Annotated in this window: 16 protein-coding genes and 2 tRNA genes; 8 read left to right on the top strand and 10 right to left on the bottom strand. The window is 70.8% G+C overall.

Features of this window, described 5'->3' with window-relative positions; translation table 11 throughout:
• Positions 1-254 precede the first annotated feature (254 nt).
• Positions 255-893: an alpha/beta hydrolase family protein gene (locus tag ACWD1U_RS11800; protein WP_451107004.1), complete on the bottom strand. Its 639-nt coding sequence runs from the start codon at positions 891-893 to the stop codon at positions 255-257.
• Positions 894-930: 37 nt separating this feature from the next.
• On the bottom strand, positions 931-1,746 hold the full coding sequence (locus tag ACWD1U_RS11795; protein ID WP_451106672.1) for an SOS response-associated peptidase: 816 nt from the start codon (positions 1,744-1,746) through the stop codon (positions 931-933).
• Positions 1,747-2,078: 332 nt separating this feature from the next.
• On the opposite strand from ACWD1U_RS11795, the gene ACWD1U_RS11790 reads away from it, so the two are divergent.
• The 4 genes from ACWD1U_RS11790 to ACWD1U_RS11775 all read left to right on the top strand — a co-directional run bounded on the left by ACWD1U_RS11790 (position 2,079) and on the right by ACWD1U_RS11775 (position 5,741).
• Entirely contained in the window at positions 2,079-2,801 is a 723-nt protein-coding gene (locus ACWD1U_RS11790; RefSeq protein ID WP_451106671.1) for a M50 family metallopeptidase, read from the top strand.
• A 118-nt stretch (positions 2,802-2,919) separates the two neighbouring features.
• Positions 2,920-4,260, top strand: coding sequence for a 3-phosphoshikimate 1-carboxyvinyltransferase (aroA, locus tag ACWD1U_RS11785; protein ID WP_451106669.1), 1,341 nt, complete (start codon positions 2,920-2,922; stop codon positions 4,258-4,260).
• A 17-nt stretch (positions 4,261-4,277) separates the two neighbouring features.
• Positions 4,278-5,288, top strand: a complete 1,011-nt coding sequence (gene rsgA / locus ACWD1U_RS11780) for a ribosome small subunit-dependent GTPase A (RefSeq protein WP_451106667.1) — start codon at positions 4,278-4,280, stop codon at positions 5,286-5,288.
• A gap of 129 nt (positions 5,289-5,417) precedes the next feature.
• Positions 5,418-5,741, top strand: a complete 324-nt coding sequence (locus ACWD1U_RS11775) for a DMT family transporter (RefSeq protein ID WP_451106666.1) — start codon at positions 5,418-5,420, stop codon at positions 5,739-5,741.
• An 18-nt stretch (positions 5,742-5,759) separates the two neighbouring features.
• Here the strand turns inward: ACWD1U_RS11775 and ACWD1U_RS11770 are convergent, their stop codons facing one another.
• The gene (locus tag ACWD1U_RS11770; protein WP_451106664.1) at positions 5,760-6,368 is read right to left on the bottom strand and encodes a TetR/AcrR family transcriptional regulator; all 609 of its coding nucleotides are present in this window, start codon (positions 6,366-6,368) and stop codon (positions 5,760-5,762) included.
• Positions 6,369-6,771: 403 nt separating this feature from the next.
• Here ACWD1U_RS11770 and hisN point away from each other — a divergent pair, with 403 nt between their 5' ends.
• On the top strand, positions 6,772-7,572 hold the full coding sequence (hisN, locus tag ACWD1U_RS11765; RefSeq protein WP_451106663.1) for a histidinol-phosphatase: 801 nt from the start codon (positions 6,772-6,774) through the stop codon (positions 7,570-7,572).
• 129 nt (positions 7,573-7,701) lie between these two features.
• Entirely contained in the window at positions 7,702-8,094 is a 393-nt protein-coding gene (locus ACWD1U_RS11760) for a CBS domain-containing protein (protein WP_451106661.1), read from the top strand.
• Positions 8,095-8,353: 259 nt separating this feature from the next.
• Here the strand turns inward: ACWD1U_RS11760 and ACWD1U_RS11755 are convergent, their stop codons facing one another.
• Together ACWD1U_RS11755 and ACWD1U_RS11750 are read right to left on the bottom strand one after the other, a co-directional pair.
• On the bottom strand, positions 8,354-9,646 hold the full coding sequence (locus ACWD1U_RS11755; protein ID WP_451106659.1) for an MFS transporter: 1,293 nt from the start codon (positions 9,644-9,646) through the stop codon (positions 8,354-8,356).
• A complete protein-coding gene (locus tag ACWD1U_RS11750) occupies positions 9,643-10,065 on the bottom strand; it encodes a MarR family winged helix-turn-helix transcriptional regulator (protein WP_451106657.1) in 423 nt (140 codons plus the stop codon). The genes ACWD1U_RS11755 and ACWD1U_RS11750 overlap by 4 nt, the downstream gene beginning before the upstream one ends.
• Before the next feature lie 409 nt (positions 10,066-10,474).
• Between ACWD1U_RS11750 and ACWD1U_RS11745 the strand changes: the two genes are divergently transcribed.
• Positions 10,475-10,891 carry a Fur family transcriptional regulator gene (locus ACWD1U_RS11745; protein ID WP_451106655.1) on the top strand — a complete coding sequence of 139 codons (417 nt, stop codon included), beginning with the start codon at positions 10,475-10,477 and terminating at the stop codon, positions 10,889-10,891.
• A gap of 129 nt (positions 10,892-11,020) precedes the next feature.
• Here the strand turns inward: ACWD1U_RS11745 and ACWD1U_RS11740 are convergent.
• From ACWD1U_RS11740 to ACWD1U_RS11725, 4 genes are all read right to left on the bottom strand, one after another.
• Positions 11,021-11,094 (bottom strand) — tRNA-Met (locus ACWD1U_RS11740).
• Positions 11,095-11,646: 552 nt separating this feature from the next.
• Positions 11,647-13,470, bottom strand: a complete 1,824-nt coding sequence (locus ACWD1U_RS11735; RefSeq protein ID WP_451106653.1) for a tetratricopeptide repeat protein — start codon at positions 13,468-13,470, stop codon at positions 11,647-11,649.
• A 234-nt stretch (positions 13,471-13,704) separates the two neighbouring features.
• Positions 13,705-13,778: transfer RNA gene (locus ACWD1U_RS11730), tRNA-Met, on the bottom strand.
• A 56-nt stretch (positions 13,779-13,834) separates the two neighbouring features.
• A complete protein-coding gene (locus ACWD1U_RS11725; protein ID WP_451107002.1) occupies positions 13,835-16,777 on the bottom strand; it encodes a UPF0182 family membrane protein in 2,943 nt (980 codons plus the stop codon).
• Between the two features lie 163 nt (positions 16,778-16,940).
• Between ACWD1U_RS11725 and ACWD1U_RS11720 the strand changes: the two genes are divergently transcribed.
• Positions 16,941-17,483 (top strand): PPA1309 family protein, encoded by a 543-nt coding sequence (locus tag ACWD1U_RS11720; protein ID WP_451106652.1) that lies wholly within the window; start codon positions 16,941-16,943, stop codon positions 17,481-17,483.
• A gap of 54 nt (positions 17,484-17,537) precedes the next feature.
• On the opposite strand, the gene ACWD1U_RS11715 is transcribed toward ACWD1U_RS11720, so the two are convergent.
• Complete coding sequence (locus ACWD1U_RS11715; RefSeq protein ID WP_451106650.1) at positions 17,538-18,629, bottom strand: YlbL family protein; 1,092 nt, start codon at positions 18,627-18,629, stop codon at positions 17,538-17,540.
• Between the last annotated feature and the right edge of the window lie 73 nt (positions 18,630-18,702).

Raw genomic sequence — 18,702 nt, 5'->3', positions numbered from 1 at the left:
CCTCGAGTGTTCTCATGGAACCGAGACCGGTCCCACCCGAATCGGAGGATAGACGACGATCCCGTCCGCCCGCCGCCCGAACAGGGGCGGTCCTGGCCGCGTGCAGCACCGTCCAGTCCAGGTCGGCACGGCTGCTGCGGCTCGGGCATACGGTCGAACCCATGCGGCGGACTCCCTCTCCTACGACGTCGGTGCTGGTCTCCAGCACGTACGTCCCGCACAACAGTGACCGCCGCCCCGGCATTCCCGAAGCTTTACCCGAGTGACCCGCTCCACGCCACGACCGCGTCCGTGATGACCGCCACGGCCTCCTCCTGTGAGATCGCCGCGCGCTTGGGCACGGCGAAGCCGTGATCCCCGTACGGAACCTCCACGAGTTCGTACGAGCCCTCGGGGAACTCCTCCGGCTTCCCGAACGGGTCGTTCCCGCCCTGCACGACCAGGGTGGGAACGCCGGAGCCCAGGAGCTCCTCGGCGCGGGACTTCTCGGGCTTGCCGGGCGGGTGGAGCGGGAAACTGAGGGCGAGCACGCCGTGCGCCCCCAACTCGGCGGCGGTACGGCAGGCCACCCGGGCTCCCGCACTGCGCCCGCCCGAGATCACCGGCAGTCCGGGACCGGCCAGCGCGGGCCAGATGCCGCGCCAGCCGACGTCCAGGGTCCTGGGCGCGGGAGCCAGCTTCTTCCCGGCCACTCGCCAGGGCTGCTCCACCCGGGCCACGGCCACGCCGTGGGCGGGCAGGACGGCGGCCAGAGCCGTCAGGTCGCGGGCCTCGATGCCGCCGCCGGCGCCGTGGCCGACGGCGAGCACGAGCCGGGCCTTCTTCGCCCCGTGCCAGGTGATGCGGGCGGTTCCGGCCTCGGTCTCGACGGTCTCGACCGTCGCGTCGGACACGTTCGTCACGTTCGTCACGTTCGTCACGTTCGTCACGTCAGAAGAGTGTGCCCTCTTCGGGCCCCTCCAGCTCCTTCAGCAGCTCCGGTCCGTTGTTGCGGACGTTGCTGACGGCCGTGGTGACGGGGTAGGCGCGCATCAGTCCGGCGGGCGGCGGCGCGAGCAGCGCGCGCAGGTCGTCGGCGTCCGTGCGGGAGGGGTCCAGCCAGGCGTCCCAGCGGTCCGGCGTCAGCATCAGCGGCATCCGTGGGTGGATGTCGGCCAGCGCCCTCGGCCCGTCGGCCGGGGCCACCGCGAGCGGGCTCTGCTCGGCCTCCGTCGTGATGACCGAGCAGGTCACCCACCAGGCCTGCGGGTGGTCGTCCGGCAGCGTCCTGTCACGCCAGAACTCGTACAGACCGGCCATCGCGAAGACCGACCCGTCCGCCGGGGTCACGAAGTACGGCTGCTTGCGGGGCCGCTTCTTCTTCCCCTCGGCCTCCAGCTCGCGCTCCTGCGTGCCGGTGACCCACTCGTAGTAGCCGTCGGCGGGCAGGATGCAGCGCCGGGAGGTGAAGGCGCGGCGGTAGGACGGCTTCTCGTGGACGGTCTCCGCGCGGGCGTTGATCATCCGGGCGCCGCCCTCCGGAGTCTTCGACCAGGACGGGACGAGCCCCCACTTCAGGGTGCGCAGCTGCCGGGCCGGCCGCGGGTCGTCCGCGTCCTTCAGGGGACGGTCCAGGACGGCGTAGACCTCCTTGGTGGGCGCCACGTTGTAGTCGGGTCCGAGGGTCTCCTCGGGCTCCCACTTCTCGATCTCGAAGATTCCCGCGAGATCCGCCGGCCTGCGACTCGCCGAATACCGTCCGCACATGTGATCCACCCCTCCGACCCGCGGAAACGCCTGCGATGCCGCGCCGAAGTCAGCACGGACACGTCCAAGAGTGGCAGACCGTCGCCTGGCACCGACTGAAGGAGTCGGCCGAGCCCCCGGAGGCGGGTCGCGGACGGGGTGAAGGGCTCCGCGTGGGCGCGCACGGTCGGCACCGGCAGAGCGGGGAGCCCCGGATGACTCCGGGGCTCCGCTGTGTGACCTGCACGTCTGCCGCCAGGAACGATCGCTGTCAGGTCGGCGTCTCAGATACCGTCCGCGCATACGTGCCGCACAGCCGGACTCCGCGCGACCAGGAGGAGCCTCCCCCCGACATGGACCACACCGCATCCGCCTCGCTCGCCTCCCTCTGGGGCGAGGTCTCCGGCACGCAGCCCGACCCCGACCTGTGGGTGGTGATCGCGACCCTGGTCGCCGCGCTCGCCGTGGTGACCCCGCACGGCCTGTGGCGCGTCTCGCGCAACGCCATCACCATCGCCCACGAGGGCGGCCACGGGCTCGTGGCCCTGCTCACCGGCCGCACCCTCACGGGCATACGCCTCCACTCCGACACCAGCGGTCTGACCGTCAGCCGCGGCAAGCCGCACGGCATCGGCATGATCCTCACGGCCGCCGCCGGCTACACCGCCCCGCCCCTGCTGGGCCTCGGCGGCGCGGCGCTGCTGGGCGCCGGCCGCATCACGCTCCTGCTGTGGCTGGCGACGGCCCTGCTCCTGGCCATGCTGGTGATGATCCGCAACGCCTACGGCGCCCTGACCATGATCGTCACCGGCGGCCTGTTCGTGATGGTGTCCTGGCTGGCCGGTCCTCAGGTGCAGGCGGCGTTCGCGTACGCGGTGGTGTGGTTCCTGCTGGTCGGCGGGGTGCGTCCGGCGTTCGAGCTGCAGGCGAAGCGTTCGCGGGGCGGGGCGGGCGACTCGGACGCGGACCAGCTGTCACGGCTGACGCACGTACCGGCCGGGTTGTGGTTCTTCCTGTTCCACGCGGTGTCGCTGTGCTCGCTGATCGGTGGAGGGCGCTGGCTGCTGGGCCTGTGACCGGCCCACCGAGGGGCCGGCGCCGCGTCGAGGCGCGCCGCCGATCGGGCGCGAGCAACCCCAACGGGGCCGCACCCGAACAACGGCCTGCCCCCCGGCCTGCTTATAAAGTAAAGGCATGGCCCCGAACACCGCAGACACCGCCCTCTGGCCCGCCCCGCACGCGAGCGGAGCCGTCGACGCGACGGTCCACGTGCCCGGGTCCAAGTCCGTCACCAACCGTGCCCTGGTCCTCGCCGCTCTCGCCTCCGAGCCGGGCTGGCTGCGCCGCCCCCTGCGCTCCCGGGACACCCTGCTGATGGCCGGCGCCCTGCGCGCGATGGGCATCGAGATCGAGGAGACGGTGTCATCCAGCTCCTCCGTCGCAGGCGGCCCCGACGGCGCCGGTGAGGCCTGGCGGGTGCTGCCCACGGGTCTGCGCGGCCCGGCCACGGTCGACGTCGGCAACGCCGGCACGGTGATGCGGTTCCTGCCGCCGGTCGCCGCGCTCGCCGACGGTCCCGTCCGGTTCGACGGTGACCCCCGCTCCTACGAGCGTCCACTGAACGGCGTCGTCGACGCGCTGCGCCGGCTCGGTGCCCGGATCGACGACGACGGCCGCGGGGCGCTGCCGCTGACCGTGCACGGTGGCGGGGCCCTGGACGGCGGCCCGGTCGCGATCGACGCGTCCTCCTCCTCGCAGTTCGTGAGCGCCCTGCTGCTGTCCGGCCCGCGCTTCAACCAGGGCGTCGAGGTCCGGCACACAGGCGCCACACTGCCTTCCATGCCGCACATCCGCATGACCGTCGACATGCTGCGCGCGGTCGGCGCCCAGGTGGACACCCCCGAGTCGGGCGGCGAGCCGAACGTCTGGCGGGTCACGCCGGGCGCCCTGCTCGGCCGTGACCTGGTCATCGAGCCGGACCTGTCCAACGCCCAGCCGTTCCTGGCCGCGGCGCTGGTGACCGGCGGCAGGGTCGTCATCCCGGACTGGCCGGCCCGCACCACACAGCCCGGTGACCGGCTGCGCGAGATCTTCACCGAGATGGGCGGCTCCTGCGAACTGACCGAGTACGGGCTGGTCTTCACCGGCTCCGGCTCGGTCCACGGCATCGACGTCGACCTGAGCGAGGTCGGCGAGCTGACGCCGGGCATCGCGGCCGTCGCGGCCCTGGCGGACTCCCCGTCGACCCTGCGCGGCGTGGCCCACCTGCGGCTGCACGAGACGGACCGGCTGGCCGCGCTGACCAAGGAGATCAACGAACTCGGCGGCGACGTCACGGAGACCGCCGACGGCCTGCACATCCGCCCGCGCCGGCTGCACGGCGGGATCTTCCACACCTACGACGACCACCGCATGGCCACGGCCGGCGCGATCATCGGCCTCGCGGTCGAGGGCGTGCAGATCGAGAACGTGGCGACGACGGCCAAGACCTTGCCGGACTTCCCCGACCTGTGGACCGGGATGCTCGGGGCGTAGGACGCAGGGATCACGTCATGCGCCGCTACGGCAAGCACACCGACGAGGACGACATCCGCACCCGCCCGGGCCGCCGGAACACCCGGCCCCGGACGAACATCCGCCCCAAGCACGAGGACGCCGCCGAAGGCCTCGTCCTCACCGTCGACCGGGGCCGCCTGACGTGCCTCGTCGAGGACCGTGTGGTCATGGCGATGAAGGCCCGCGAGCTGGGCCGCAAGGCCGCGGTCGTCGGCGACCGGGTGGCCATCGTGGGCGACCTGTCCGGCAGGAAGGACTCACTCGCGAGGATCGTGCGCATCGAGAAGCGCACCTCCGTGCTGCGCCGCACGGCGGACGACGACGATCCGTACGAGCGGGTGGTCGTGGCCAACGCCGATCAGCTGGCCGTCGTCACCGCCCTGGCCGACCCGGAGCCCCGCCCCCGGCTGATCGACCGCTGCCTGGTCGCGGCCTACGCCGGCGGCCTGGACCCGCTGCTGGTCCTGACCAAGTCGGACCTCGCCCCGCCCGACGAGCTGCTGGAGCTGTACGGCCACCTCGACATCCCCTACGTCGTCACCAGCCGCGAGGAACTGCAGAACGGCACCGCCGTCGCCCGCGTGCGCGAGCAGCTCGACGGCAAGATCACCGCGTTCGTCGGACACTCCGGTGTCGGCAAGACGACCCTGGTCAACGCACTGGTGCCGCAGGAACAGCGGCGTTCGACCGGTCATGTGAACGCGGTGACGGGCCGCGGCCGGCACACCACGACCTCGGCGCTGGCGCTGCCGCTGTCCGGCGGCGCCGGCTGGGTGATCGACACTCCCGGCGTGCGGTCCTTCGGGCTCAACCACGTGGATCCGTCCCAGGTCATCCACGCCTTCCCCGACCTGGAACCGGGCACCGAGGGCTGCCCCCGCGCGTGCAGCCACGACGAGCCGGACTGCGCGCTGGACGCGTGGGTGGCCGAGGGGCACGCGGATGCGGCGCGGCTGTACTCGCTGCGGCGGCTGCTGGCCGCGCGGGAGCGGACGGAAGGCGACTGACCTCCGCGTTGTTTGTCCTGCCGTGCGGACGGTAAGTGCATAATCGCACCAAGCCGGATGCAAGCCTGACCAAAACTTGATGGACCCGGACGTAGCGGTCACTGAACGTGGGACACGGGAGGACACCTCATGGCGTGGCTGCTGGTCATCGTGGCAGGGTTGCTGGAGACCGGCTTCGCCGTGTGCCTGAAGCTGTCGCACGGCTTCACCCGGCTCTGGCCGACCATCGCGTTCTGCGTCTTCGCAATCGGCAGTTTCGGCCTGTTGACGCTGGCGCTCAAGAAACTCGACGTGGGCCCCGCGTACGCGGTGTGGACCGGCATCGGGGCGGCGGGCACGGCGATCTACGGCATGGTGTTCCTGGGTGACCTGGTGTCGACCCTGAAGATCGTGTCGATCAGCTTCGTCATCATCGGCGTGGTCGGGCTGCAGTTGTCGGGGTCGGCACACTGACCTCGGACCGACGCCCTGTCATCCGGATTGCCGGTGCAGGGCGCTGCGGACCAGGTCGGCCACGCCGCCCTCGCCGGGTGGTGCGGACACGCAGGACAGGGCGAGCCGGACGGCGAGTTCGCAGGAGCGGGCCAGGTCGGCGGTGTCGGGCCTGGGTACGCCGGGGCCGGCCAGGACGCTGACGGCCCGGTCGCGGACGAGGGCGACGAAGTCGCCGGGCGAGGGCAGCGGGCCGTCGGCGCGACGCTGGGCCGGTACGGCGGAGCCGGAGGGCACGGCCGTCAGGGTCGGCGAGGGCAGACACTCGCTCCAGCAGCCGGTGAGCAGGGCCCGGACCAGGACATTGTCGCGGGCGGCGGAGGCGGTCCATTCGGCGGTGGCTGTGAGCCGGTCGCGGGGGTCGGCGTGACCGGCGAGCGCGCGGTCGACCCCGGCGAGATAACCGTCGGCTTCTCTCCTCACGAGGGCCCGGGCGAGACCGTCCTTGCTGCCGAACTCGTTGTACAGCGTCTGCCGGGACACCTCTGCCGCAGCGGCCACCTCCACCATGCGTACGGCGGACCACGGCCGGTACGCCAGCGCCGTGAAGGCGGCGTCCAGTAGAGATTCCCGCGCTGCAGGCATCATCGCCTCCCCTTGGGGCGAGCGGCTCTGCGCCCAGGTTTGACGCGCACCCGACCACTGTCAAGGGTTCGCGAACGCACGCGGGGGCGGGTTCGAGCCGACCTGCGCGGGTGCCGGCTCACGAGCGTGACCGACAGCCCGGTCGTCCGGCTCAGCCGGGTGGTCACCGTCGGCGAGGCCGCTTGCGCCGCACGGCGGGTGCGGGCGCGGCGTGGTTCCCGACGCTGCGGGCAGTCGTGTCGCCGGGGCGGTACGGGCGGGCGCAGCGGGAGCCCGTCGCGCCGGGTTGCGCACCCGCCCGGCCTCGATGCCGGCGCCGAGCGTCCCTCCACACCACTCGACCACTCCCCCCACCCTCACAAACCCCCGGTAGCCCCACCCCCACCTCGGCAGATAGGTTCGTCACATGCCCGACTACCTCGACGACCTGCGTCTCGCACACGTTCTCGCCGACGCCGCCGACGCCGCGACGACGGACCGGTTCAAGGCCCTCGACCTCAAGGTCGAGACCAAACCGGACATGACCCCGGTGAGCGAAGCCGACAAGGCCGCAGAGGAACTCGTCCGTAGCCAACTCCAGCGCGCCCGCCCGAGAGACGCGATCCTCGGCGAGGAGTACGGCGTCGAGGGCACCGGCCCCCGCCGCTGGGTCATCGACCCGATCGACGGCACGAAGAACTACGTCCGCGGCGTCCCCGTCTGGGCGACCCTCATCTCCCTCATGGAGGCCGGCGAGGGCGGCTTCCAGCCCGTCGTCGGCGTCGTCTCCGCCCCCGCCCTCGGCCGCCGCTGGTGGGCCGCGAAGGGCCACGGCGCCTTCTCCGGCCGCAGCCTCACCAAGGCCACCCGGCTGCAGGTCTCCCGCGTCTCGAAGCTCTCCGACGCCTCCCTCGCGTACTCGTCGCTCAGCGGCTGGGAGGAACAGGGCCGCCTCGACGGCTTCCTCGACCTCACCCGCGAGGTGTGGCGCACACGCGCCTACGGCGACTTCTGGCCGTACATGATGGTCGCGGAGGGCTCCGTGGACATGTGCGCCGAGCCGGAGCTGTCCCTGTGGGACATGGCCGCCAACGCGATCATCGTGACGGAGGCCGGCGGTACCTTCACCGGACTGGACGCCCGCCCGGGTCCGCACAGCGGCAACGCGGCCGCGTCGAACGGCCTGCTGCACGACGAGTTGCTCGGATACCTCAACCAGCGCTACTGAGCGCCCCGTTGTTACCGAGTGCCCCCTTGTTGACCCTCCCTTTGCCTGCCACTCTGAGAGTCCCCCCGCTTGTGAACTTGTGAAACGCTGAACAAACGGCGGGGACACTCCCAGGAGGTGGCTCCATCCATGCTCGTCCGTGACGCCATGAGTACCGTCGTCCTCACCATCGGCCCGACCCACACCCTGCGCCAGGCCGCCGCGCTGATGTCCGCGCGCCGGGTGGGGGCGGCCGTGGTCCATGACCCCGACGCCGGCGGCATCGGCATCCTCACCGAACGCGACATCCTCAACTCCGTTGGCCTGGGCCAGGACCCGGACACGGAACACGCCCACGCCCACACCACCACCGACGTCGTGTTCGCCGCTCCGGCCTGGACCCTGGAAGAGGCGGCCGGCGCCATGACCCATGGCGGCTTCCGGCACCTCATCGTGCTGGACGGCGGCGAACCCGCCGGCATCGTCTCGGTCCGCGACATCATCCGCTGCTGGGTACTCGCACGGCAGCAGGTTCCCGCGTAACTGCACGGACGGGCCGGGCCCCCTCTCAGGGGACCCGGCCCGTCCACTACCGCGAGCGGTCCAGCCCGCCTCTCCCCGTTCGTCCGCCATCACATCAACGTGCTCGGCCGGTATTCCTTCCGACTTCCCGAGCTGCCCGGGGGGCCTTGCGTCCGCTGTGTGATCCGGACGCCGCCGAAGGGTTGGTGACGCCCGGTGAGGAGCGTCAGCGGTGCAGGACGCTGATGACCGCTCACCGGCCGTCAGGGCCGGAGGCGAATCAGGAAACCTGACCAGCGGCCGCAGCGTCGGCGACTCCAGGGGCGGTTGGCTTCGCGGCGGCAGGAGGCGTGCGGTAGGCGCGAAGGGGTCCGTTGGCCGCGGCCACGGCGGCGATCGCCAGGATCGCGGACAGTCCGCCGAAGACCAGGGAGAAGGGGGCGGAGGTGGCAGACGCCAACAGGCCACCACGGAAGTTGCCGAGCTCGGGGCCGGCGACACCGATGACGTGTTCTACCGAGGAGACCCGTCCCCGGTACGCGTCCGGGGTCTCCAATTGGACCAGGGCACTGCGGGTGACGACCGCCACGGTGTCGGCAGCGCCCGCCACGACCAGGCAGCCGAGCGCCAGCCACAGCGGCCCCGCCAGGCCGAAACAGGCCAGCGCCAGGCCCCAGACACCGGCTGCGGACAGCTGTACGAGGCCGCCTCGGCGCCAGCGCGTCACTGTGCCGGAGAACAGACCGGCCGTGATTCCCCCGACCGCGACGGCGGAGAGGCACAGGCCGAGGGTCTGCGGATTTCCTCCGAAGCGGATCTCGTTGACCAGCGGGAAGAGGGCGATGGGCATGGCGAGCAGCGTTGCGGACAGGTCGGTGGCCATCGAGCCCCACAGCGTCGGGCGGCGCAGGACGATCCGCCAACCGCCACGCTCTGGCCGGCGCCTGCCGCCTGCCGCGTGGGTGCCTTCGGGCCGCACGGCGGGCAGGCGGATCACCGCGAGCATCGAAACTGCCATGGCCATCGCCTGGACCGCGTATGCGGCAGGGAAATCCCAGCGGGCGATGATCAGCCCGGCCGTCGCGGGCCCGGCCAGCATCGCTGCCTGGAAGGAGACGTTGGTCAGCGCAATACCGGCCGCGACCTGGTCGCCCGGCAGCAGCCGGACCGGGAAGGTACGCCGGGCAGGAGCTCCCAGAGCGCTGCAACTCGTCCCCACGGCGACCAGGGCGAGCAGCAGCAGCACGTTGCGGTTGTCCGCAAGGGCCTGGGCACACAGCCCCGCGGCGGCCAGCACTTGGCCCGCGGTGGTGGCCCGCACCACCGCACGGCGGTCAACGGCATCGGCCAACGTGCCGCCGAGCAGCCCGAACAACACCATCGGCAGGCCGGTAGCGAGCCCGATGGCGCCGGTGCCCACGGGGCTGCCGGTCAGGTCCCAGACCTGGGCCAGCACCGTCACATTGGCTATCTGTCCGCCGAGTTGAGAAACCGAGGTGCCGATCCACAGGTCGCGAAACGCCTGACTGCTACGCAGCGGGCGGGTGTCGAGGAACCGGATGCCTCCCCTCATCGCGGGGGCTCGACAAGGTGGTGAAGGATCCGCTGCCGCATCGACCGGCGTTCCAGCGCCCGCCGCACCTCCTCGACAACGGTGGTCATCGCGTACGGGATTTCGCCGTCCAGCTCGGCGACCGCCTCATGGGTAGCGCGCCACTCCGCCTCCAGGAACGGCACCAGCGACCTGCCGCGCTCGGTCAGGTCGATGCGCCGGGTGCGGGCGTCGGGCCCCGGCTCGGAGGTGACCAGATCCTCCTTGCGCATGGCGGCGATGGTCTGGCTGATAGCGGAGTGCGAGCGGTCCAGGGACTTCGCAAGCTCGCGAATGGTCAGTGGTCCGGTGTGGGCGAGCCGGATCAGCGGATAGGCAAACCGAGGCCGCACCCCCTCGATGCCACGCTCGACGTAGACCTGCTCGATCTCGGCGTCCATGGCTGCCAGAAGCGCGTGCAGGGAGCGCCATGGATCGGGTAGCGCTGTGGGATCCGAAGATGTCACAGCGCTAATATAACAGTGCTGTGATAATCCAGATCGCGATCAACCGCTTGGCACCACGGCTGTACTGCCGATCTCCGAGTACAGGCGGCTACGTGAGCCGGGGGTGCTCCGGTCGCCGAACAGTCAGGTCACCTGACGCGGGGACTCGGGCGAGAGGCTCCAGGAGTCACAGGCGTTGCCCGCTTCCGTCGAGCCGGTGTGCGCCCCACTGCGCCACTCCTGCCCGACCTGCCCCTCCGACAAAGTCGCCCCTCGTCCTACAATAGACAATATCTAAAGCAAGTAGAACTCTAAACTCACACCTGTTCGGGACCTGGTTCCCTTAGCTGTTAGGCTGGTGGCTATGAGTGACCTTCTGGAACGCCTGCGCGGACGCGGATGGCGGATGACCGCGCAGCGACGCGTCGTGGCCGAGGTCCTCGACGGCGAACATGTCCATCTGACAGCCGACGAGGTCCACGCCCGGGCCGTCGCCAAGCTGCCGGAGATCTCCCGGGCCACGGTCTACAACACGCTGGGTGAGCTCGTCACCCTCGGCGAGGTGCTGGAGGTCTCCACGGACCAGCGCGCCAAGCGATACGACCCGAACGCCCACCAGCCGCACCACCACCTGGTGTGCGCCCAGTGCGGCGCGATCCGCGACGTCCACCCCGTCGGGAACCCCCTGGCGGACCTCCCCGACTCGGAGCGCTTCGGCTTCACGGTCTCCGACGTCGAGGTGACGTACCGCGGCGTCTGCCCGAACTGCGCGGTCGCGTAGCCCTACCACACCAGAGCCCCGGCACCGATGGGTCGCCGGGGCTTTGCGCTGCCCGCAACGTGCCGCAACAGGAAGCAGCAAACACACCGAGGGCCGGAACCCTTTCGGATTCCGGCCCTCGGCCTTCAGTAGCGGGGACAGGATTTGAACCTGCGACCTCTGGGTTATGAGCCCAGCGAGCTACCGAGCTGCTCCACCCCGCGGCGATGAATGCAACGTTACGTCAATGACGAGGGCGGATGCAAATCGCTTCACGCCGATCCGGAACCACGGCCCGCTGCCCCGGCCGGCCGCGCCCCACCACACCAGCCTGCGCCGCAACCGATCCGGCTCGCCTGCAAGCCCCCCGCTCCCTCTGCGACCGCAACCGATCCCACCCGACCGCACCCGCCGCCCCGGCAACCGTCGGACGCCGCTGCGCCCCGCCGACCCCGCGTACCCGCACCCCACCACTCCCGCCTGCCAGCCGGCCACCGATGGCCGCTCGCCCGCAAGCCGCCCCTCCCGCTCGCCCGCGGCCCGCCGGTCCCGCTCATCCACGACCCGACGCTCCGCTCAGCGGCGGGCAAGCGTGCCGCTGGGCCGCTGGGAGTCCGCCCTGCTCAGGGAAAAAGAGAGCCTTGGGGAAGGTGGGTTGCAAGGGGCATCCCCTGCACGAGCGAAGTCGAGAGTCGGGGCCCCTATGCACCCCGCTCCCCCGTGCTGCGGGACCCACCCGGCCTCAGTAACCACGCCGAGCACCCCGCACCCGTGCCTCAAGCCGACAGCTCCTGCCGCAGCGCGTCCCGCAACCGTGCCGCCCGCTCGGCCACGGACTCCGGCCCGAGCGATACCGCCCGGTCGGCCCACCGCTGCCCCTCCGCCAGCTCACCCCGACGCGCGTAGACCAGGGCCAGCCGCAACGCCGCCCGCCCGTGCCCGGCGTCAGCCGCCCGCGTCCACCAGACCGCCGCCTCGGGCTCACTCCCCTCCCGGGCCAGCAACAGCCCGAGATTGAACGCACCGTTGCGCGACCCGGCCTCGGCCGCCTCCCGGTACCACCGAGCCGCCTCGACGACATCGCCCCGGGCCGCGGCCAGCATGCCCACCCGGACCTGCGCCCGCCGGTGGCCCTGCGAGGCCGCCCGCTCGTACCACTCCTCGCACTCGCTCCGCCGGTGCACCGGCTCCCCGAGCTCATGCGCCGGCTCCGGCGGCCGCCGCGCGTCGAGCACGGTCGCCAGCCGGTACGCCGCCTCCGCGCTGCCACCCCCGGCCGCACACCGCAGATGCCGCTCGGCCTCCTGCTCGTCGCCCTCCCGCAGCCGAGCCATGCCGACCTGCAACGCCGCCTCGGTGTGCCCGGCCGCAGCGGCACGCTCGTACCAGCGCAGCGCGGCCTCCTCCTCGCCCCGCCCGGCGTGGAGGATGCCCAGGTTGAACGCCGCGTCCACGCTCCCGGCCTCCGCGGCCTTGGAGAACCACGGCTCCGCGCCCGTCTCGTCCCCGCCCTGCAGCAGCAGGATCGCCAACGCGTTCGCGGCCTCCCGGTGCCCGGCGTAGGCCGCACGCCGGTACCACTGCTCGGCCTGCGGGGTGCGACCCTGTTCCGCGCAGAGCAGCCCGAGGTTGTACGCGCCGTTCACGTCGCCCGCGTCCATCGCGGCCCGGTACCACCGCTCGGCGGTCTGGGTCTCGCCCCGCTCGGCGTGCAGCGCGCCCAACGCGTTGGCCGCGTTGCCGTCGCCGTCCTGGGCGGCCCGCAGCCACCACACGGCCGCGCTCTCGGTGTCGCCGGCGTCGCGCAGCAGGAAACCGAGCGCGCAGGCGGCCCGCGCCTCGCCGTCCTTGGCGGACGTCAGGTACCAGCGCCCGGCCTCCTTGAGCTCGCCGCGGCGCTCCAGGATCGTCCCGAGGTGCAGTGCGGCCCGGCGGTGCCCGCGCGCTGCGGCCTGCCGGTACCACTGCTCGGCCTCGTCGGACACCTGGACACCGTTGTCACCGCCGGTGTCCCCCGCCGCCTTCCGGTCCAGCGCCCTCGCCAGCCGGTACGCCGCCTCCCGGTGCCCGCGCTCGGCCGCGACCCGCATCCACTGCTCGGCCCCGGCGTCACCGCGGTGCTCCAGCAGGTCGGCCAGGGCGTACGCGCCCAGGGTGTGGCCCTGTTCGGCGGACTGGCGCAGCCAGTACTCGGCGGCGGGTTCGTCACCGCGCTCGCGGTGGTGCCGACCGAGGGCGTGCGCGGCCGCCGCGGATCCGGCGACGGCGGCGATCCGCCACCATCCGGCGGCCTCGTCGGCGTATCCGCGCTGGTGGAGAAGGACCCCGAGGTTGTTGGCGGCGGCCCGGTCGCCCGCGGCGGTGGCGGCACGCAGATGAGGTTCGGCACCGTCGAGATCACCACGGCGCAGCAGCATGGCTCCGAGGACACTCATCGCCTCGACATCACCGGCCTCCGCGGCGAGCCGCTGACGCAGCTCTTCGGCCGCCTCGTCGGCGAGCTCCCCGGCCTCGTCCGGGGTGTCGATGTCCTCCCGGCCGGAAGTCTGCACAAAACGCCCTGTCCCGAACAGAGTTGCCTTGTCCCCCATAACGTCCATCGTCGCACCACCTGCAACCTGGGTACACCTCGTATACCGCAGCCAGTGAGGTCACTACAGCGTTTTGTCGACATGCCCACAGAGAGACAAGTCAAACACGGATTGCACAACTCCCCCCGGCGGCGCGGCCGCAGACCCCGCCAGCACATGCGTTCGCACATCACGAAGGCCCGGATTCCTTTGTGGAATCCGGGCCTTCGTCGCCGCTTCGTCACTCGGACATCGCGACTTCAGTAGCGGGGACAGGATTTGAACCTGCGACCTCTGGGTTATGAGCCCAGCGAGCTACCGAGCTGCTCCACCCCGCGCCGTTGTGTTCACAACCGTATCACGGCGCGGGGCGGGCATTTCACCAGGCCAGGCCCTAACTGCTCGGCTTCGGGCTCGGACTGCCGCCGGGGCTGCCGCTGGGCTTGCTCTCGCCGCCCCCGGCGCCCCCGCGGCTCGCCTCGGCCTGGGCGTCCTCGGCCCTCCGCAGGGCCTCCTCGAGGTCCTTCTGCGCCCGGCCGTACGCCTCCCAGTCGTTCTTCTTCAGGGCCTCCTGGCCCGCGTCGAACGCCTTCTGGGCGTCCTCCAGGGCCTGTTGGACCGTCGGGTTGTCGGACGTCGGCGGTGGCGGCGTCGTCTCGGTGTCACCCTCGTCCGGTGGCTCGGGGGTCGCGCCCTCCGTTCCGAAGACCTTGTTGAGGGCCTCGTCGAGCGTGTTCTCGAACGCGGTCTGGCCTCCGTAGGTGACCAACACCTTGCGCAGCAGCGGGTACTTCAGTCCACCACCGCGTACGTAGACCGGCTCCACGTACAGCAGTCCTCCGTCGAGCGGCACCGTCAGCAGGTTGCCGTACTCGACTTCGGAGTCGCCGCCTCTCAGGAGCCTGATGGACTCGGCGATGTCCTCTTGGGAGTTGAACTGGCTCTGGACCTGCTTGGGCCCGTTGACCGTCGTGTTCGTCGGCAGTTTCAGGATTCTGATCTTGCCGTAGCCACTGGTGCCCGCCTCGGCGTCGACCGCCATGAACGCGCTGAGGTTGTCCCGGCCGTTGGGCGTGAAGGTCGTCGTCAGCGAGAACGCCTGTGCCTTCTGGTCGGGCATCCTCATGCTCAGGTAGTACGGCGGGACCGCGTTGCCCGACCGGTTCGTCGGGTCGTCCGGCACCTGCCAGACCTCGCTGCCGCTGAGGAACGTCGTGGCGTCCCTCACGTGGTAGCGGGTGAGCAGTTCCCGCTGGACCTTGAACAGGTCCTGCGGGTACCGCAGGTGGTCCATGAGGTCCTTGGAGATGTCGCTCTTGGGCTCCACCGTGTCCGGGAAGGCCTTCATCCAGGTCTTCAGGACCGGGTCCTTGGTGTCCCACTGGTAGAGCTTGACCTCGCCGGTGTACGCGTCGACGGTCGCCTTCACCGAGTTGCGGATGTAGTTGACCTGGTTCTGCTGGGCCACCACCGCGCGGTTGTCGTTGGCGGCGGTCAGCGAGTCGGCCGTCGTGTCACCGAGGGTGGTGCGCGAGGAGTACGGGTAGCCGTTCGTCGTCGTGTACGCGTCGACGATCCACTGGATCCGGTGGTTCACCACCGCGGGGTAGGCGTCGCCGTCGATGGTCAGCCAGGGGGCGACCGCTTCGACGCGCTCCTTGGGCGTGCGGTTGTACAGGATCCGCGAGCCGTCGCCGATGGCGCCGGAGTACAGGATCTGCGGCTCGCCGAACGCGACCGCGTACGCGGCCCGGTTGACCGGGCTGGAGAGGTTGACCCCGCTGTCACCCTTGTAGCTGGTGGTCTTCTCGCCGTTGTCGTCGGAGTAGTCGATCTCCTTCTGGGGACCGCCGACGATCGAGTACGTGGTCGTCTTCTCGCCGTAGTAGACCCGCTGCTCGTACGTGCCGAGGTCACCCTTGGAGGGCAGGTCGGACTCCGTGAAGACCGGGCGGCCCTGGGCGTCGGCGCTGGTGCCCTCGGCGGCGACCACTCCGTATCCGTGGGTGTAGCGGAAGTGGTTGTTGATCCAGTTCTTCTTGGGGATGCCCGCGAGGTTCAGCTCACGCAGGCCGATGACCGTGTCCTGGTCCTTGCCGTCCTTGGTGTAGCGGTCGACGTCCAGGTTGTTCGGGAACGCGTAGTAGTTCCTGATCTGCTGCAGCTGCTGGAACGTCGGCGAGACGATGTTCGGGTCCATGATCCGGATGCTCGCCGTGGAGCCGACGTCGTCGCGGAGCGTGGTCTTGTCCTCGGTCTTGCTCGAGCCCGAGTAGTCGGTGACCTTGGTGCCGTCGATGCCGTAGGCCTTGCGCGTCGCCTCGAGGTTCTTCTCGACGTACGGCGCTTCCTTGGCCTGCTCGTTCGGCTGGACCTGGAACTTCTGCACGATCGCCGGGTAGAGGCCGCCGATGAGGATCGCGGAGAGCACCATCAGGCCGAAGCCGATCACGGGCAGCTGCCAGGTGCGCCGCCAGAGCGTGGCGAAGAACAGCAGCGCGCAGATGACGGCGATGCAGAACAGGATGGTCTTGGCCGGCAGGTAGGCGTTGGCGTCGACGTACCGCAGACCCGTCCAGTTGTCGGTCGCCCGGAAATCGCTGGACTTCACCGCGAGTCCGTACCGGTCGAGCCAGTAGGCGACCGCCTTCAGAGCCACGAAGATGCCGATGAGCACCGACAGGTGCCCGGTGGCCGCAGCCGTGGCGCGGGCGCCGGGGCTGGTGACTCGCAGCCCGCCGTACAGGTAGTGGGTGAGCGCGGCGGCGATCACGGACAGGATCGCGGCGGCGAAACCGAAGCCGAGCAGGAACCGGTACCAGGGCAGGTCGAAGGCGTAGAAGGAGACGTCCAGCTTGAACTGGGGGTCCTTCTGGCCGAACGGCACGCCGTTGACCCACATCAGCCATGTGCGCCACTGGCCGGACGCGGAGGCGCCGGCGATCAGGCCCACCAGGGCGGTGATCCCGAACAGCAGCCACGTCTTGTAGGGCGCGATGCCCATCCGGTAGCGGTCGAGGTTCTGCTGCTCCATCGACATGGCGCTCAGCGGCGGCCGCATCCGATGCGCCAGCCAGATGTTGAAGCCGACCGCCAGGGCCATGAGCAGGCCGAAGACGAAGAAGAGCCCGATCTTGGTCCACAAGGTGGTGGTGAAGACCGACGAGTAGTCCACCGACCGGTACCAGAGCCAGTCCGTCCAAAAGCCCGCGAACATGGTGAACGCCATGCCGAGGACGGCCAGGACGCCCAGCGTCATGAGCAGGGTTCGGACACGCCGGGACGGGCGGCCCGCTCTGATCCGCGGCCCTGTCGGGCCTCCGCCGCGGTCCGGCATCTGGAAAGCCAAGGTGCGCACCTCGAAGTTCGCTGTTGATTCGTCAGACCCGCGTCGTCACGGGCCGTCCGTGGCCCCCGTGTTCGTGGGCCCCCACCTATGCAACTTACTCACCGTTTACTCGGTTCCCGATTCCGGCCAGGAACGAGGCAGGATTGTGACCATGTCCAACACTCCCATGGCGGCGAACCCGCTCACCCGGGCCGTGCTCGAGATCGACGAGTACGTCTCCGGCCTCGGCTGGGACCAGCCGGCCCGCCTCTTCGCCCTCGTCGACACCGCACGGCTGAAGGCCGAACAGCCCTCGCTCGCGGACCGGCTCGGCCTGGGCGACGCGCCCGAGACCACCGGCCTCACCCCGATCGAGCAGGACGAGATTCCAACGGGCAAGCCGCTCGACGAGTTCCTCGCCACCATCGCCTGGCCCGACGCGGTGGCCGGCTGCGCCCTCACCGTGGAGCGCCTGATGCTGCCGCCGTCCGCGGAGGCCCAGGTTCCGAAGGATCTGAGCGAGGCGGCGCTGACGAAGTGGGTGGCCGACCACCCGGAGCGGCAGGAGGTCCGCATGACGGTCGCGGTCCTGCGCGACGGCGCCCGCGACTCGGCCCTGCGCCTGCGCGAGAAGGACTCCCCCACGGAGGTCCTGACGGGCTCCGACCTGGTCCCGGGCCTGGCGGAGGCCTTGGCGGCGACGTTCGAGGAGTAGCGCCGAAGGGCTGTGGGCTCCGGCCGGCCGCGCCGGGCCCACCCGCCCTGGGGGCTACTCAGTGCACTTCGGCAGGTCCGCGGTGTCGCCGGTGCGGAGATCCTTCAGGGCGCCGAGGGCGTCCTGGATGGTGTCCACCTTGATGAGGGTGAGGCCCCGGGGGGTGTCCCTGGCGGCCGCCGCGCAGTTGTCGGCAGGCGTCAGGAAGTACTGCGCGCCCTTGGCCCGCGCGCCCACGGTCTTCATCTCGATGCCGCCGATCGGACCGACTTTGCCCTGGTCGTCGATCGTGCCGGTGCCCGCCACGAACTTGCCCCCGGTCAGGCTGCCCGGCGTGAGCTTGTCGTAGACGCCGAGCGCGAACATCAGCCCGGCGCTCGGCCCGCCGACGTCCGCCAGCTTGATGTCGATGGTGAACGGGAACGTGTGGTCGGTGCCCGCGGAGATCCCGACGATGGCGCGCTTCTTACCGGTGTCGTCGGACGTCGTCGTGGTGACGGTGACGTTCTCCGTACGGGTCGGTGTCCGCTTCTCCTTCTCCGCGGCGGCCTGCTCCTTGGCCGGCACGATCGTGAAGCGGACGTCCTGGCCCGGCTTGTGCTTGGTGACGAGCTTCGCGACGTCGGCCGGTTCCTTCACCGTCGTACCGTCGACGGCCTTGATCACATCCCCCGCGTGCAGCTTGCCCTCGGCCGGAGTCCCCTTGACGACCGTCGAGACGATCACCCAGGACTTCACCGGAACGTCGAGTTCCTGCAGCGCGGCGACCTTGGCGCTCTCCTGGGACTGGCTGAACTCCTCGGCGTTCTCCTGGGTGGACTGCTCCTCGGTCTTGCCGTCCGGGTAGAGCGTGTCGTGCGGCACGACCTTGTTGTCATGCGCCAGCCAGCCGTAGACGGCCTCGACCAGGTTCATCCGGTAGTCGGCGCTCGTGACCCGGACCGTGGTCATGTTCAGATGGCCGGTGGTCGGATAGGTTTTCCGCCCCGAGATCTGCAGCACCGGCTCACCGTCGTGATCGCCGAGCGTGTTCACCGTCGGCCCCGGGGACATCTCCGAATACGGCACGGGGATGAACACTCCCGCGCACAGGAGCGCGATCAGCATCAGGGTGGAGGCGAGCATCGTCGCGGTGCGGCGTGGCATGACTCGACAGTACGGGACGGTCCTGTCAGCGCACCGTCAGGGCCGCCCGTACGGGGCGACCCTGGGCCTTAAA

The organism is Streptomyces sp. NPDC002788 (assembly GCF_053592115.1).
This window is presented reverse-complemented; position numbering and strand designations above follow the sequence as displayed.

Coding starts and splice junctions, on each gene's coding strand:
- ACWD1U_RS11795 (WP_451106672.1), bottom strand. CDS start 1,746: ATGTGCGGACGGTATTCGGCGAGTCGCAGGCCGGCGGATCTCGCGGGA.
- ACWD1U_RS11790 (WP_451106671.1), top strand. CDS start 2,079: ATGGACCACACCGCATCCGCCTCGCTCGCCTCCCTCTGGGGCGAGGTC.
- aroA (WP_451106669.1), top strand. CDS start 2,920: ATGGCCCCGAACACCGCAGACACCGCCCTCTGGCCCGCCCCGCACGCG.
- rsgA (WP_451106667.1), top strand. CDS start 4,278: ATGCGCCGCTACGGCAAGCACACCGACGAGGACGACATCCGCACCCGC.
- ACWD1U_RS11775 (WP_451106666.1), top strand. CDS start 5,418: ATGGCGTGGCTGCTGGTCATCGTGGCAGGGTTGCTGGAGACCGGCTTC.
- ACWD1U_RS11770 (WP_451106664.1), bottom strand. CDS start 6,368: ATGATGCCTGCAGCGCGGGAATCTCTACTGGACGCCGCCTTCACGGCG.
- hisN (WP_451106663.1), top strand. CDS start 6,772: ATGCCCGACTACCTCGACGACCTGCGTCTCGCACACGTTCTCGCCGAC.
- ACWD1U_RS11760 (WP_451106661.1), top strand. CDS start 7,702: ATGCTCGTCCGTGACGCCATGAGTACCGTCGTCCTCACCATCGGCCCG.
- ACWD1U_RS11755 (WP_451106659.1), bottom strand. CDS start 9,646: ATGAGGGGAGGCATCCGGTTCCTCGACACCCGCCCGCTGCGTAGCAGT.
- ACWD1U_RS11750 (WP_451106657.1), bottom strand. CDS start 10,065: ATGGACGCCGAGATCGAGCAGGTCTACGTCGAGCGTGGCATCGAGGGG.
- ACWD1U_RS11745 (WP_451106655.1), top strand. CDS start 10,475: ATGAGTGACCTTCTGGAACGCCTGCGCGGACGCGGATGGCGGATGACC.
- ACWD1U_RS11735 (WP_451106653.1), bottom strand. CDS start 13,470: ATGGACGTTATGGGGGACAAGGCAACTCTGTTCGGGACAGGGCGTTTT.
- ACWD1U_RS11725 (WP_451107002.1), bottom strand. CDS start 16,777: ATGCCGGACCGCGGCGGAGGCCCGACAGGGCCGCGGATCAGAGCGGGC.
- ACWD1U_RS11720 (WP_451106652.1), top strand. CDS start 16,941: ATGTCCAACACTCCCATGGCGGCGAACCCGCTCACCCGGGCCGTGCTC.
- ACWD1U_RS11715 (WP_451106650.1), bottom strand. CDS start 18,629: ATGCCACGCCGCACCGCGACGATGCTCGCCTCCACCCTGATGCTGATC.